The organism is Bdellovibrio sp. HCB117, assembly GCF_047305915.1.
Lineage (GTDB): Bacteria > Bdellovibrionota > Bdellovibrionia > Bdellovibrionales > Bdellovibrionaceae > Bdellovibrio > Bdellovibrio bacteriovorus_B.
Genome location: NZ_CP178622.1, coordinates 1,241,503 through 1,254,856, shown reverse-complemented (window position 1 = coordinate 1,254,856; position 13,354 = coordinate 1,241,503). Strand labels below are relative to the sequence as shown.

Annotated in this window: 14 protein-coding genes; 4 read left to right on the top strand and 10 right to left on the bottom strand. The window is 47.5% G+C overall.

Translation table 11 applies throughout. The annotated features are described in order from the left end of the window. Positions 1–7: 7 nt before the first annotated feature. Positions 8–664: an HD domain-containing protein gene (locus ACLWBD_RS06050; RefSeq protein WP_413570031.1), complete on the top strand. Its 657-nt coding sequence runs from the start codon at positions 8–10 to the stop codon at positions 662–664. A gap of 14 nt (positions 665–678) precedes the next feature. Here the strand turns inward: ACLWBD_RS06050 and ACLWBD_RS06045 are convergent, their stop codons facing one another. The 7 genes from ACLWBD_RS06045 to ACLWBD_RS06015 all read right to left on the bottom strand — a co-directional run bounded on the left by ACLWBD_RS06045 (position 679) and on the right by ACLWBD_RS06015 (position 6,378). After that, on the bottom strand, positions 679–1,164 hold the full coding sequence (locus ACLWBD_RS06045) for a MarR family winged helix-turn-helix transcriptional regulator (RefSeq protein WP_413570030.1): 486 nt from the start codon (positions 1,162–1,164) through the stop codon (positions 679–681). Positions 1,165–1,251: 87 nt separating this feature from the next. Further along, a complete protein-coding gene (locus tag ACLWBD_RS06040) occupies positions 1,252–1,932 on the bottom strand; it encodes an RluA family pseudouridine synthase (RefSeq protein ID WP_413570028.1) in 681 nt (226 codons plus the stop codon). Continuing rightward, positions 1,929–2,519, bottom strand: a complete 591-nt coding sequence (locus tag ACLWBD_RS06035) for an RlmE family RNA methyltransferase (RefSeq protein WP_063209416.1) — start codon at positions 2,517–2,519, stop codon at positions 1,929–1,931. Before ACLWBD_RS06035 ends, ACLWBD_RS06040 begins: the two co-directional genes overlap by 4 nt. Before the next feature lie 93 nt (positions 2,520–2,612). Then, positions 2,613–3,875, bottom strand: a complete 1,263-nt coding sequence (locus tag ACLWBD_RS06030; protein WP_413570026.1) for an MFS transporter — start codon at positions 3,873–3,875, stop codon at positions 2,613–2,615. Then, positions 3,844–4,683 (bottom strand): ABC transporter permease, encoded by an 840-nt coding sequence (locus tag ACLWBD_RS06025; protein ID WP_413570023.1) that lies wholly within the window; start codon positions 4,681–4,683, stop codon positions 3,844–3,846. Before ACLWBD_RS06025 ends, ACLWBD_RS06030 begins: the two co-directional genes overlap by 32 nt. After that, positions 4,676–5,503, bottom strand: a complete 828-nt coding sequence (locus tag ACLWBD_RS06020; protein ID WP_413570021.1) for an ABC transporter permease — start codon at positions 5,501–5,503, stop codon at positions 4,676–4,678. Before ACLWBD_RS06020 ends, ACLWBD_RS06025 begins: the two co-directional genes overlap by 8 nt. Next, positions 5,500–6,378, bottom strand: a complete 879-nt coding sequence (locus ACLWBD_RS06015; protein ID WP_063209410.1) for an ABC transporter ATP-binding protein — start codon at positions 6,376–6,378, stop codon at positions 5,500–5,502. The genes ACLWBD_RS06020 and ACLWBD_RS06015 overlap by 4 nt, the downstream gene beginning before the upstream one ends. 29 nt (positions 6,379–6,407) lie before the next feature. Here ACLWBD_RS06015 and ACLWBD_RS06010 point away from each other — a divergent pair, with 29 nt between their 5' ends. After that, positions 6,408–7,454, top strand: coding sequence for an ABC transporter substrate-binding protein (locus ACLWBD_RS06010; protein WP_413570019.1), 1,047 nt, complete (start codon positions 6,408–6,410; stop codon positions 7,452–7,454). A 4-nt stretch (positions 7,455–7,458) separates the two neighbouring features. Here ACLWBD_RS06010 and ACLWBD_RS06005 read toward each other — a convergent pair whose 3' ends face one another. The 3 genes from ACLWBD_RS06005 to ACLWBD_RS05995 form a co-directional block, all read right to left on the bottom strand. Further along, positions 7,459–7,695: a hypothetical protein gene (locus ACLWBD_RS06005; protein ID WP_413570017.1), complete on the bottom strand. Its 237-nt coding sequence runs from the start codon at positions 7,693–7,695 to the stop codon at positions 7,459–7,461. Positions 7,696–7,843: 148 nt separating this feature from the next. After that, on the bottom strand, positions 7,844–8,638 hold the full coding sequence (locus ACLWBD_RS06000; protein WP_413570016.1) for an alpha/beta hydrolase: 795 nt from the start codon (positions 8,636–8,638) through the stop codon (positions 7,844–7,846). Continuing rightward, complete coding sequence (locus tag ACLWBD_RS05995; protein WP_063209404.1) at positions 8,638–10,269, bottom strand: ABC-F family ATP-binding cassette domain-containing protein; 1,632 nt, start codon at positions 10,267–10,269, stop codon at positions 8,638–8,640. The genes ACLWBD_RS06000 and ACLWBD_RS05995 overlap by 1 nt, the downstream gene beginning before the upstream one ends. A 288-nt stretch (positions 10,270–10,557) precedes the next feature. Between ACLWBD_RS05995 and ACLWBD_RS05990 the strand changes: the two genes are divergently transcribed. Further along, a complete protein-coding gene (locus ACLWBD_RS05990) occupies positions 10,558–11,355 on the top strand; it encodes a hypothetical protein (RefSeq protein WP_413570014.1) in 798 nt (265 codons plus the stop codon). A gap of 90 nt (positions 11,356–11,445) precedes the next feature. Next, entirely contained in the window at positions 11,446–13,278 is a 1,833-nt protein-coding gene (locus ACLWBD_RS05985) for a DEAD/DEAH box helicase (protein ID WP_253696956.1), read from the top strand. The last annotated feature ends 76 nt before the right edge of the window (positions 13,279–13,354 follow it).

Sequence of the window (13,354 nt, the reverse complement as noted above, 5' to 3'; positions counted from 1 at the left end):
GGGAGTCATGGAAAACCACACCCCCAGCGTTCACGACGAAAAAAAATGGTTTCAGCTCTTTAGCAATAAGGCGCGAGTCTTGTATCCTCCCACGGATCCTGCTCACGATTACCTTCATATCATGCGCGTGGTGAACACCGCGAAGAACTTATGCCTTCATGAAAAAGCGGACTGGAACGTGGTTTTACCAGCGGCTTTCTTTCATGACTATATCAATGTCCCTAAGGGCGATCCTCGCCGCCCCTATGCTTCACAGCTTTCAGCTGAAGCAGCCATCGAGTACTTGAAGTCCGTCGGCTATCCAGAGAAGTATTATGAAGCCATTCGCCATGCGATTGAAGCCCACAGCTATAGCGCAAATATCAAGGCGACAACATTAGAAGCGCAGATTGTTCAGGATGCAGACAGACTGGACAGCTTAGGGGCCATTGGCATTGCTAGATGCTTTGCCACCTCGACGATGATGAGCAGACCCTTTTATGCAGAAGAAGATCCCTGGGCTGAATCGCGCAGTTTAGACGACAAAAGCTACGGCATTGATCACTTCTTCCAAAAGCTCTTCAAATTAGTGGATCACTTAAACACGCCGACCGCAAAAAAAGAAGGCGAACATCGCATCGCCTTCATCAAAACTTACTTAGAACAAATTAAACGAGAAATATAAAATCAGAGTGTTTCTTACTTTTCACCGATCATGGGCGTGTAGCTGCCCTCGACAAAACCAGCGGCTTTGACAAATTCCTTCATCAAAGCGGCAAGTTGCTTTGTCTTCTCAGGACCCATGTTCTGAAGACATTCAATCATTTCTTCTTGAACTGTGCGCGGAACTTCACGCAGTTTCTGTTCTCCTGCGGGAGTTAATGAAACCACCACACGACGAGAGTCCTCTTTGGAAGTTGCACGAGACACGAAGCCTTGTTCTTCCAATTTTTTTACTACAACAGAAACAGAACTTTGGTGAGTGGTGGTGCGAGACGCAAGATCATTGATGGAAAGACCAGGTTCAGCTTGGAGCTTTTTTAGAACAAAAATTTGGGCAGCACTCAGTCCCAAATCTTTTTCTGACTGACTAGAGGCAACCCGCAACGCTTTAAAAATAAAGCGTATACAATCCATGACTTCAGCAACTTCAGAGTGATACGACGACAGCGGTGCATTGTTCATGAGTTCATTTAACGAGACTCATATTTAATAATCAAACTTATTTTATATGCGTACACATATATGACGTTTTGCAAAGTCCGCGAAAAATCACAACGATGACACTTCGATGACCCTAGGAAGTCCGAGCATTGATGCGCCTTTTGCAGTCGAAAAATCAATTTTGTATGAACGAAGCGCAATTTTGTTTTCGCCGAAAAAAAATGTAGAACCGTAGAGTGAATCGCCTAATATGGGGAATCCGTGACGACTTAAATCAAAGCGAAGCTGGTGTGAGCGCCCCGTGACCGGGCTTAAATCCCAAGCCAGGTGGGCATTTGCGGTCTCGTCTAGAAAAATGGCGATTGTCAAACTTGGCTTCCCTTGAGGGCTCTCGAAAGCTCGACGCTTGCCACGAAGTATACGTGATTTCCATTCAAACCTCTGCCCCGGCCGGATTTGAAAGCACTCACGGCTGTTCGGAACATTTGCAGGAATATGTTCAAACCCTTGCTTACTTGTAAGCGCACGATATGTTTTCTGCACTTGTTTTTGCTCAAACCATGCGTTGGCTTTGCGATGAGCCTCTAGATTTTTCGCATACATAACAAGACCTGAAACTTCAAAATCCAATCGGTGTATAGGAAAAATCTGTTTGTCTAACTTTTTTTGCAGGGCCGTTCCAAGACAAAGGCGTTCATCGTCTTCTTCAAAGCGGCTGGGGGTCGTGAGCACTCCGCTTTCTTTGTCACAGACAACGAAATTTTCGTTCTCAAAAATAATGTGAATCATTTTTTACTGATACCGACAAGAAAGATCTCTTTAGAAATTTTTCGGGTGGAGTCCGGTTTCACCGCTTCACACTTCACAAACGATTTTTTAATTTCGTCACGAAGTTTGGTGAAGTCATCACTGTGAAAGAGTTTGCAAATAAAATGGCCGTCTTTTTTAAGAAAACGACGAGCCACATCCAACGCAAGTTCGCAAAGCTCCATCGAGCGGGCCTGATCTGTCATGCGAATACCGGTTGTTTTGGGAGCCATATCCGACATCACTAAATCGAACGGAGGTTCGAAGCCATGCTCTTTAAAAATATCCTCCAGGTTCAAATCGCGAAGGTCAGCTTGAATAAAAACGGCGTTTTTAAGTTTCACCGTAACCGGGCTTAAATCCACGCCCAAGACTTTGCCTTTTTCGCCGACCATCTTGGAAGCGTATTGAGACCAAGAGCCCGGCGACGCACCTAAATCCAAAACGGTTTGGCCGGGCTTAAAGATTTTGTATTTCTTGTCGATCTCTTCCAGTTTAAATACGGAACGTGCCGCGAAGTTTTCTTGCTTGGCTTTTTTGAAATAGTGATCGCGAGGATTGTAAGTCATATCGGAGGGTTATCGGGCTTTCAAAGGCCAAAGTCTATCACTTCTTGGAAGCATGCTAACTTTGGCTCTTCGGCTTAAAAAAGATTCACTCTTTTAGGCACTTTCGCGAGCTGGTTCCCGCACTAATGCGAGAAGGCCTCCACCAAGAACGAATAGCACCAAAAGCCCCATCATGCCCATACGAGAATTCCCCGTCACGGTCACGCCGACAGCCACCACTAAGGGCCCCAGGATGGAGGCAAAACGGCCCACGAGATTGAAGAGGCCAAAGTATTCTCCACTTTCTTCAGGTTTGATCATTCGACCAAACATCGAACGGCTGAGGGATTGTACACCCCCTTGAACCATTCCAATCACCGTCGCAAGCAAATAGAAATGCCATGCTTGGGACATCCAGGTCGCAGCGATTACCGTAAAGGCGTAAATCACAATACACGCCAGAATCGGAGCTTTCGTTCCCCAGCGCTTCGTGAATGTCCCGAAGAAATACGCACATGGAAATCCAATAAACTGTGTGATCAACAAAGCGGCAATCAGGTCTTTAGCTTCAAATCCGATTGAAATTCCATAATCCACGGCCATGGTCATCACCGTGTAAACACCGTCGATATAAAGCCAGTAAGCAATCATGAAAATAAGAAGATTTTTTTCGTGCAAGAGTGCTTTAAAGGTTCGACGTAGAGTTTTTATACTTTCCTGAGTCAGACGCCATATATTGTGCGGAGAAATCGGCACATGCGGCTCAGGGACATTCTTAGCTAATGGCAACGAGAAAACAAGCCACCACACCGCCACCATCACAAAAGAGATTTTCACGGCTGTCACACCGTCAGGGATTCCGAAGATGGCCGGAAAAAGATACATGAGCACGTTGACAAGGAAGAGAACTCCTCCCCCTAGATATCCCATCGCATAACCTAACGAAGAAGCATAATCCATCGTGCGCCCTTGGGCGACATAGGGAAGAAGCGAATCATAGAAGACGCTGGCTGCGTTGAACGCTGCCATCGCGACGCCATAAGCGATTATCGCAGCCAACCAATCGCCCATGGGAATAAAGCCCATCGCAGCACAGGAAAGCACCCCGACAACCGTAAAGATCATACAGAAGAGTTTCTTAAAGCCTTTCAGATCGGCGATCACGCCCAATGTGGGGCTCAATAAAGCAATCGCCAAACTTGAAACTGAGATGGCCGTGCCTAAACGTGCGGTTGTGACGACGGCGTCGGTGCCATGACTCCAGTAAGACTTAAAAAAGATCGGAAAAAAACCGGCCATGACCGTCGTGGAATAAGCACTGTTGGCCCAGTCATAAAGCGCCCAGCTAAAGATTTTTTTCTTCTGAGTTTGATCCATTCTTCCCCCGGCTTTCTTCAAAGAGAACACGGAAAGAAGCAGAACGGAAGAAGAAAATCAGCACTGACAAAGTCATTAAAAACATAATGCTGGATAAAGCATTGAGCTTGGGCGAGACGCCCATTTTCATGGCCGTATAAAGCTTCACCGGCAAAGTGTCTTGCCCGACACCGTTCACAAAATAAGTGATAAGAAAATCATCAAACGACAGCAAGAAGCTTAAAATAAAACCACCCAAGATCGCAGGCTTTAATAGCGGCAATAATACACGCCGTTGGATTTGCCAGGAACTCGCCCCTAAGTCGCGGGCGGCATCTTCTAAAGACGCCTCCAAATTAGCTAAACGCGCATTCACGGTCATCATCACATAGGAAATTGAAAAACTCACGTGAGCTAAAATCACCGTGGTTCTGCCAAGCTCCAACTGCAAAACGAAAAACCAAGAAAGCAATGACAGTGCAAATACGATCTCGGGAAAGATCAGGGAAACCACCGAAAGAGCTTCCACACTGTGACGCCAGGATTTTTGATTACGACGTAATCCCAAAGCGCCTAAAGTTCCCAGAACGGTCGCCACACAACTTGAAGCGACACCTATCAGAAGACTGTTCATCAAAGCCTGCATCAAAGCGGCATCCTGAAGCACCTCTCTAAACCAGCGGACAGTGAAATGAACTTCGTCTGCGGTTTTATCTAAAAAAGCACTGAACAGCATCACCACAATCGGAATGTAAAGCGCCGCCAGCACGAGTCCCAAAACTACTTTTGCCAAGATCGGCGCCGCAGGGCGAGCTCTTTCTTTACTCACGCGCCCTTCCTTTTCTTTGAACAACGAAAACGACTCCAAGCAAAAGAATCATCAGCAGCACAGAAAGAGCTGAACCAAAAGGCCAATCCCGGGATTTTAAAAACTGCTCGGTGATAAGATTTCCAAAGAGCATGTTCTTTGCCCCGCCTAGAAGATCAGGAATGACATACTCTCCGAGCGAAGGAATAAACACCAGAAGGGACCCGCTCCACAAAGCTTTCTTTAAGTTCGGAAGAATCACCTTAAAAAGCGTGCGCCACGGCCCCGCTCCTAAGTCTTCGGAAGCCTCCACCAAAGTGAAATCCAATTTTTCAAAAGCGCCATAAAGAGGCAGAACCATAAACGGCAGATAAGTGGTCACCATGCCGTAAAGGACTAAAAATTTATTCTGGGTCAAAGCATAAGGATCAAACGGAACGTCGAAAAAAATCAGCGCACTTTGCAAAGGTCCTTCCACCCCTACAAACAAGCGAATCGCATAAATACGAATCACCAGATTGGTTAAGAAAGGCAGAGCCATCGCCATCACATAAAGCGAACGAAGAGGAGCCGGTGACGTCGCCATGGCCCAAGCGACTAGAATTCCTAAGACCAGACACAGTAAGGTCGTCAGCGACGCCAGCACCACACTTTCAAAAAAGATTCCCAAGTAAGGACCGTTGAAAATGCGCGCATAGTTCTGAAGCGTCCAAGTCCACTCAAGGCCCCCGTAAGTCCCGCGAGTGGCAAAACTGACAACAGCGACAATCATCAGAGGAGCTAGAATAAAAGTAAGGAACCACAGAAGTGCCGGAAGAAGAAAAAAATCGCGAAGCCTCATTTGCTTCGTTCTCCAAACACCATGGCCTTTCGCACGTAGGCGTCTAGGTTCATGCCGACGCGCAGTTGATCCGGTGGCACACCGATTTTGCTTTTAATAAGACTGCCATCACCCAAACGAATCGTCGCCAAGTCCTGGCTGACTTCGATGAGCTCCCCTTTGAGGCAGCTAGTAGACTCAATAAAGTGAGAAGCAAAAATGCTTTCTGGATTTTCATAGATTTCACGTGGCGAACTGACTTGCTCTAAAACCCCGTGGTTCATAATGCCGATGCGATCCGAAAGGGCCAGCGCCTCTTCCTGATCGTGGGTGACGCAAATAAAGGTCAATCCCAGCTTTCTTTGCAAGGCTCGAAGTTCTTTTTGCATGTGCTCGCGCATTTTTAGATCTAACGCTGACAGAGGTTCATCCAGCAACAAGACTCGCGGTTCGTTCACCAGAGCCCGCGCCACCGCCACGCGCTGACTTTGCCCGCCGGAAAGAGTTTCGGGCTTACGATCCCGAAACGACGTCATATCAACCAGAGCTAGAACTTCGGCGACTTTGCTTTCGATAAGGTCTTTACTCAGCCCCTTCAGCTTCAGTCCGAAAGCGATATTTTCACTCACGGAAAGATGCGGAAATAAAGCATGTCGTTGAAAAACCATGTTGAAGGGGCGTTTCTGAGCCGGAAGTGTATCAACGCGCTGGCCATCCAAAAGAATGTGCCCGGACGTGGCTTTCTCAAGTCCGGCGATGATTCGTAAGAGAGTCGTTTTTCCACAACCACTCGGCCCCAACAAAGAGAAAAACTCTCCTTCTGCGATGGAAAGGTTGATTCCCTTTAACGCCGTTTGACTGGAAAAACTTTTACCGATATTCAGAAGCTCTAACATTGTTTTAACAATAAGAAGGATTTAAAAAAATGTCGAGAATATTGATCGCGATCTCTGTTCTTTTCGCTTTGCTGGCGGGTTGTACGAAAAAAGAGGCTCAAGACACTTCAAGCAAAGTGGTGAACCTCTCAATTTGGGGCAACTATCTTTCTCCGGAAATGCAGGCGCAGTTTGAACAACAAACCGGTATCAAGATCAACATTTCCAACTATTCCTCAAATGAGGAGCTTTTAGCAAAGATGCAAATGGGTTCATCAGGGATTGATGTGGCCGTTCCCTCCGACTACATGGTCGATATCATGCGTAAGATGAACCTGCTTGAGCCCTTAAAAGCGGAACTTCTTCCCAACAAAGCGCTTATCGCCGAACAATTCTTAAAACAGGATTTCGATCCTAAGAACGAATTCTCCGTACCCTACATTTGGACGACGGTGGGCATTGCGGTCAACCGTGAGCTTTACAAAGGACCGATGAATAGCTGGAAGGATCTTCTTACGAACAATCAGCTGAAAGGTAAAATGGCGTTGTTGGACGATGTTCGCGAAACCATGGGGGCCGCTCTTAAGCTTCATGGCTTCAGCGTGAACACCACTGATCCTGCACAAATTGCCAAAGCCAAGGCCACTTTGCTTGAGGCAAAGAAGAACGTAAAGATGTTCTCGTCCGACACGATAGACATTTTAGGGAATAAAGAAGTGGCGGCAGCCCAAGCGTACTCTTCAGATGCATTGCAAGCCGCTGCCCGCGCGCCAGGAAAAATTGAATACATCATTCCGGCAGAAGGTGCGACCGTGGCTATCGACAATTTAGTGATCGCCAAGGGTGCAAAACACATTGAAGCAGCCCATAAGCTGATCGATTTTCTTTTAAGTCATGAAGCAGAAATCAATAAGGTAAAAACGATTTTGGGAGGACCCGTTCTGAGCAAAACTCAATCGGATCTTCCGAAAGAGTTGCAAAACAACGAAGCCCTCTTCCCGAAAGCGGCTACTTTGAAAAATCTGGAACGCATCCAAGATCTTGGAGAGAAGAATAAACTCTTTGAAGATGCCTGGACGGAAATTAAAACCCAGTAGGTTGCTATTTTGCCGCTCGCTGCACCTCAGGAGCGACACCAGATTCGGCTCTGAACTCCGAATACAAGCAGATCGCGCCCACCACCGTGCAAACCACTCCGGCGCACAGATACAGTAATACGCTTCTTTTATCCTGTTTAAAGAGATAATAACACAGCCCGATCAGAATCAAGATCGGGCCGACCACAGCGGTCGACGCTAAGACCTGGCGCAGGGCAAAGGCCCCTACCTCTGAATTCATAACCACCACCTACGTTCAATAATTTGGTTATTCTGTAGAACTCTTCGGCAGGTCTTTCGTGAAGCTTGATGGGAGTTCCTGATTATGGAAGCAGAGAAAAACAGTTTTAATTTTCCCGCCTCATCTTGGAACTCTACAATAAGAAAAATTAAAACCGCGATAGATAACTGTCTGGCTTTGAGACGATAGTAAGATGATTCAGGCCTGGGAGGATCTCAACTGGAATATTTGCTTTAGTAAAGAGCTCCAGATGTCTTTCGGGAATATCGACTTCATCATCTGCGCCGGTAAAAACCTTCAACGGCGGAGAAAGCTTCGCTAGCTTTTCCATTAAGTCATCAGCTGGCGATGCCGCTTTAAGAAATTCTTTTGAATACGTGATCTTTTCCTGACCGCTGCGCATGGCTTCGGGCATATTGACGACAAAACTTCCATCCTCATTCGGAGTGATCCAACCACCGTAACTGGGATAGAAAGCCTGTAAATGAGCTGGTAGACGTGGCGCCAACGCTACAAATTTAGCAAACTGCTTACGCAACTCCGAAGTCGCTACTCGCAACGTAAAACCGCCACCGAGGGAATGACCCGCCAAGGTGATTCGCGAAATCGCCCGTTGCATTTTCATGTGAATGATCAACTCTTCAAGATCGATCTCAAGTTGATTTTCAGGAATAATATCGGAAATGCCCAGACTCGCACCATGCCCACGAAAATCCGGAGTCACGACATTCGCAACACCGGATTGCGCCAACGCAGAAGCCAGTACGCACATATAGCGACTGTCGCTTCCAACACCGTGATACAGAACAATCAAGTCCTCGCACCACGCTGGATACAGGCGATAAGAAAGTGAGGCACCCTGTCGCGTTTTAAAAGTTTCCAAGGGAGCTAACTTTCCCAGTGGAATTTTAAATGTGCGAAGATCCAGGATGCGGCCCTTCATTATGCCAGGGCCTCTTGTTGTTTTTTGCGAGTGTAATATTCGTAATTACCTTCGTAGATACGGATTTGGTTTTTATCCACTTCAAAAACGCGTGTCGTGATTTCTCTTAAGAAGTGGCGATCATGGCTTACGATCATCACAGTACCCGGAAAGTTCTTGATTGCTTCCAATAAAACCTCACGAGACTTGATGTCCAAGTGATTCGTCGGCTCATCAAGAATCAAAAGATTCACGGGCTGAGCTAAGATTGTCGCCAGAACAACGCGTGACTTTTCACCACCTGAAAGGATGGATATTTTCTTTTCAGCCTCTTCACCCGAAAATTTGAACGCGCCCAATAGACTTCTAACAAAACCTAATCCTGCGTTCGGCATACGCGCATGAACTTCATCTAAGATCGTCGACTTCGGATCTAAAACATCCAAAGAGTTCTGACTGAAATAACCGACATTGATGGAAGCTCCGATATTGACGGCGCCATTTGTAGGCTCTGCATGGCCCGCGATAATTTTTAGAAGCGTCGACTTACCCGCCCCGTTCACGCCGACAACCGCAATGCGGTCCATGCGCTTCACTAAAGCATTCGCGCCAGAGAAGACTAATTTCTCTTTACCATCATCCCGCTTCCAGATTTTAGAAAGCCCTTCAAACTTCACGACCTCATCACCACCGCGAGGAGGCACCGGCCATTCAAATTTGATTTCTGCTTCTTCAGGTGGAATTTCAATGCGATCAATTTTTTCTAACTTCTTCACACGCGACTGTACTTGAGCGGCGTGAGATGCACGAGCGGCGAAGCGAGCAATGAACTCTTCTTCTTTTGCCAACATGTCTTCTTGGCGTTTCGCCGCAGCGATCAATTGTTGCAAACGGATCTCGCGTTCTTTTTCGTAGAAATCGTAGTTACCGCCATAGACGGTGATTGTTTTATTCGCGATCTCAACAATTTTAGTAACCAGGCGATTCATGAAATCGCGATCATGGCTTGTCATCAAAATCGCGCCCGGGAAATTGCTCAACCACTCTTCAAGCCAGATAATAGATTCAACATCCAAGTGATTCGTCGGCTCATCCATCAAAAGAACTTCAGGATTCAAAGCCAGGATTTTCGCCAAAGCGATACGCATCTTCCAACCGCCTGAAAAGCTGTCCGTCGGACGGTGGTAGTCATCAGGGCCAATGCCCAAACCAGTTAAAATTTCTGCTGCACGAGACTCAAGATCGTAACCACCCAAGCGTTCAAACTCCGCTTGAAGCTCACCGTACTCCTCAAGAATTTTTGTCATCTCGTCTGCATCAAGTTCCGGGTCCGCTAGTTTCGTCTCGCACTCTTGCATGCGCGCTTGCATATCGCCGATATTGCCAACGGCGGATTTCACTTCTTCTAAAGCGGATCGACCTTTCATCTCTTCGATGTTTTGTGAGAAATAGCCAATAACAGTGCGATCGGATTTAGAAATCGTTCCACCATCCACACCCTCTTCACCCGTGATGATACGGAAGATGGTTGTCTTACCAGCCCCATTCGGTCCCACCAATCCAATTTTTTCGCCGGCGTTGATTTGGAAAGAGCCGTTGCGATAAAGGATCTTGTTACCGTGTTGCTTAGAAATGTTTGATAAGTGAATCATTCTTTTTTCCTATCTAGTTCGCGTTGGAGCGAGTCCAGCTTGCGAGCAGAGCTCGCTGCACATCCTGCACGTCCGCGCGGATTTATATCTCGAAAATGGCGAAAGTGCGCTAAAAATTTTTAAATATTTTGCTTAGTTTGTGTGCACTTTCAAGAGTGTACACAAAAAAATAAACTTCGGGGAAAAATCGCGCAAGGAAGCTTCAAGAATTTCAAGCACTTCGCGAAATGTAGAGCGCCCTCACATGGTCTTCGAGTTGCTTTTTAAGGCCTGCGGAGGGCTTCTAAGATGGCAACCACGATCTACAAAAGCTTCAGACACCATATACTCGCGACGACACTGTTTTCAACTCTGGTCCTGTCGATCGGATGTTCACAATCAGGGCAATTTCCCGTAACTCACTTAGGAGATTCAAACCAAAGTTCAGGGGGCGCAGAGCCAGCTCCCGAAACGCCAGACACAGAAGAACCAACAACCCCAACGACACCCGCTGAACCTGAAGTCCCCTCTTACAAAATGCAGGCCCTCGCCTGGGAAAGCACGAGCTACCCGCAACGCACACTGTGGTCCCAGCACTTACAAAAAATCATCGGCACGGACTGGAACACCCTGCTTGCGGGAGCCGATGATATCGAGGACTTCTGCCCGACTTACTACAAGCTCGACAACGATGAGCGCGCCAACGTGTGGGCGCAGATCTTTGTCGCTATCACGAAATATGAGAGCGCTTACAGTCCTACTTCGCGCATGCAGGAAACCACGATGGGAACTGATCCCGTCACGGGAAAACCGGTGTATTCCGAGGGGCTTCTGCAGCTCTCTTACCAGGACATCCAGTGGGCCCCCTGGTGTGAATTTGATTGGTCGAAGGATAAGTACCTCTCGGCCACGGACCCTAAGAAAACCATCTTGGACCCCTATCTGAATCTGGATTGTGGTGTCGGAATTATGGCCAAGCAGGTAAAAAATAAGGGGGCCATCGTCCTAAGCTCAGGAGTGTATTGGGCGGTGATCAAGAGAGGCGGAAGTTATCAGAAGATCAGCGCAATTCAGTCTATCGTAAAATCACTCGCTTTGTGCAAATAGTACATTTCATGTAAAAAGCCAAGAAATAGGGAGCTTTTGACCTCAAGATCGTTTATCTTCGGGGCCACTTATTCTGAAAGGTTCCCTTTAATGACTCCATTGACAACTGTCGATAGTTTCGAAAGCTTTGGTCTGAGCGCGCCGGTGATGGCCGCTATGCTGGACATGGGCTTTACGACACCGACCCCAATCCAACGCCAAGCTTTGCCTATCCTCCTAGCAGGAGCTCAAGACTTCATCGGTCTTGCATCAACAGGCACAGGAAAAACAGCCGCATTCGGTATCCCTCTTGTAGAGTCTATCGATGCTTCCACAAAAGACACTCAAGCTTTAGTGATGAGCCCCACACGTGAGTTGGCTCTTCAAGTAGCCGAGCAATTGACTTTGCTAGGTAAGAAAAAAGGCCTTCGTGTTGTTACGATTTACGGTGGTTCTAGCTACCGCACTCAAATCGAAGGAATTAAAAGAGGCGCGCACATCGTGGTGGCAACACCCGGCCGTCTTGTGGATTTCCTAGAGCAAAAAATTATCAAACTTCAAAACGTAAAAACGGTCGTGCTTGATGAGGCCGATGAAATGTTAAACATGGGTTTCAAAGATGACCTTGAGTTCATCTTGAAAGCCACACACTCTGAGGGCGAAAGCTCTCACCGTGCGGCCTGCCGTACTTGGTTGTTCTCTGCCACTATGAGCGGCGATGTTCGTCGTATTGCTGAAACGTATTTGGAAAGCCCAGAAACGGTTCAAATCAATAAATCCACTGGCACTGCTGACACTATCGAGCAAGTTTATTACACGGTGAAAGACTCTGCAAAAACGGAAGTCATTGGCCGCTTGCTACAAACATTGCCTGAATTCTACGGCATCATCTTCTGCCAAACGAAAATGGAAGTGGCAGAGCTAGCTGACATTTTGACTCAACGTGGATTCCCTGCAGATTCTTTGCACGGTGATAAATCCCAACAAGAGCGTGAAGCGACTTTGAAAAAGTTCAAGCAACGCCAAGTAAAAGTGATCGTGGCTACTGACGTGGCGGCTCGTGGTTTGGATATCAAAGATCTAACTCACGTAATCAATCACTCTTTACCTTGGGATGCGGAATCTTATGTTCACCGTATCGGTCGTACCGGTCGTAACGGACAAAAAGGAACGGCGATCACTTTAGTGAACCCTGAGCAATTGAATCTTCTTCGCCGCGTGATGAACACGACGAAAGCGGTTCTTACTAAGGGCGTTGTTCCTTCTGCCGATGAAGTTGCGGGCTTAAAAATCAAAGACGTTTTAGATCGCGTCAGCACAATGCCTGCGGAAGGCGCTGAGCTTCAACTTGCTAATGACTTGATCCAAGACTTGATCCAAAGCGAAGACATCAACTTGCAAAACTTCTCAAAAGAAGAGCTTTTGGCTCGCTTCATCGTGGCTTACTTCCCGAAAGTATTCGTGAAGAAAGACCAGATGCTCGATTACATGGGCGATCGCATTCCTCGCGAATTATTGCCTCGTGATCCTAACGACAATCGCTTCACTCGTGGTCGCAGCGATAGCGGTGGCCGCAGTGGTGGTGGTGGTTACCGTCGTGGTGGCTACAGCAGCGGTGGCGGTGGCCGTCGCTTTGAGCGCAGCGATCGTGGTGATCGTAACGAACGCAGTGATCGCGGTGGTGACCGTGCAGAACGTGGCGAACGCACAGAGCGTAGCTTTGCTCCTCGCGCGGAACGCCAAGAACGTGCGGAAATCAATCCCGTGACTGGCTACCGTCCTCGTGCAGAAGCTTCTGGTCCACGTCATGCGACGAAGCGTACAGAGCGTTCTGAGCGCGCTGAACGCAGCGAGCGCAGTGATCGTGGTGGTGACCGTGGCGAACGCCGTGATCACCCGGGCATCAAGCGTTTCCGCCCCGGAAAAAAGAAGTATCAAGACTAGTCTCACTCTGAGACGGTCGCTTTTTTCGGCAACCAACTGTTAGTGAGTTCGACAATGGGAAGGCGTGTATGCCTTC

Excerpts from the sequence above, each read along its gene's own strand:
- ACLWBD_RS05985 (WP_253696956.1), top strand. The coding sequence starts at position 11,446 with ATGACTCCATTGACAACTGTCGATAGTTTCGAAAGCTTTGGTCTGAGC.
- ACLWBD_RS06030 (WP_413570026.1), bottom strand. The coding sequence starts at position 3,875 with ATGGATCAAACTCAGAAGAAAAAAATCTTTAGCTGGGCGCTTTATGAC.
- ACLWBD_RS06040 (WP_413570028.1), bottom strand. The coding sequence starts at position 1,932 with ATGATTCACATTATTTTTGAGAACGAAAATTTCGTTGTCTGTGACAAA.
- ACLWBD_RS06015 (WP_063209410.1), bottom strand. The coding sequence starts at position 6,378 with ATGTTAGAGCTTCTGAATATCGGTAAAAGTTTTTCCAGTCAAACGGCG.
- ACLWBD_RS06050 (WP_413570031.1), top strand. The coding sequence starts at position 8 with ATGGAAAACCACACCCCCAGCGTTCACGACGAAAAAAAATGGTTTCAG.
- ACLWBD_RS05995 (WP_063209404.1), bottom strand. The coding sequence starts at position 10,269 with ATGATTCACTTATCAAACATTTCTAAGCAACACGGTAACAAGATCCTT.
- ACLWBD_RS06035 (WP_063209416.1), bottom strand. The coding sequence starts at position 2,519 with ATGACTTACAATCCTCGCGATCACTATTTCAAAAAAGCCAAGCAAGAA.
- ACLWBD_RS06020 (WP_413570021.1), bottom strand. The coding sequence starts at position 5,503 with ATGAGGCTTCGCGATTTTTTTCTTCTTCCGGCACTTCTGTGGTTCCTT.
- ACLWBD_RS06045 (WP_413570030.1), bottom strand. The coding sequence starts at position 1,164 with ATGAACAATGCACCGCTGTCGTCGTATCACTCTGAAGTTGCTGAAGTC.
- ACLWBD_RS06000 (WP_413570016.1), bottom strand. The coding sequence starts at position 8,638 with ATGAAGGGCCGCATCCTGGATCTTCGCACATTTAAAATTCCACTGGGA.
- ACLWBD_RS06010 (WP_413570019.1), top strand. The coding sequence starts at position 6,408 with ATGTCGAGAATATTGATCGCGATCTCTGTTCTTTTCGCTTTGCTGGCG.
- ACLWBD_RS05990 (WP_413570014.1), top strand. The coding sequence starts at position 10,558 with ATGGCAACCACGATCTACAAAAGCTTCAGACACCATATACTCGCGACG.
- ACLWBD_RS06005 (WP_413570017.1), bottom strand. The coding sequence starts at position 7,695 with ATGAATTCAGAGGTAGGGGCCTTTGCCCTGCGCCAGGTCTTAGCGTCG.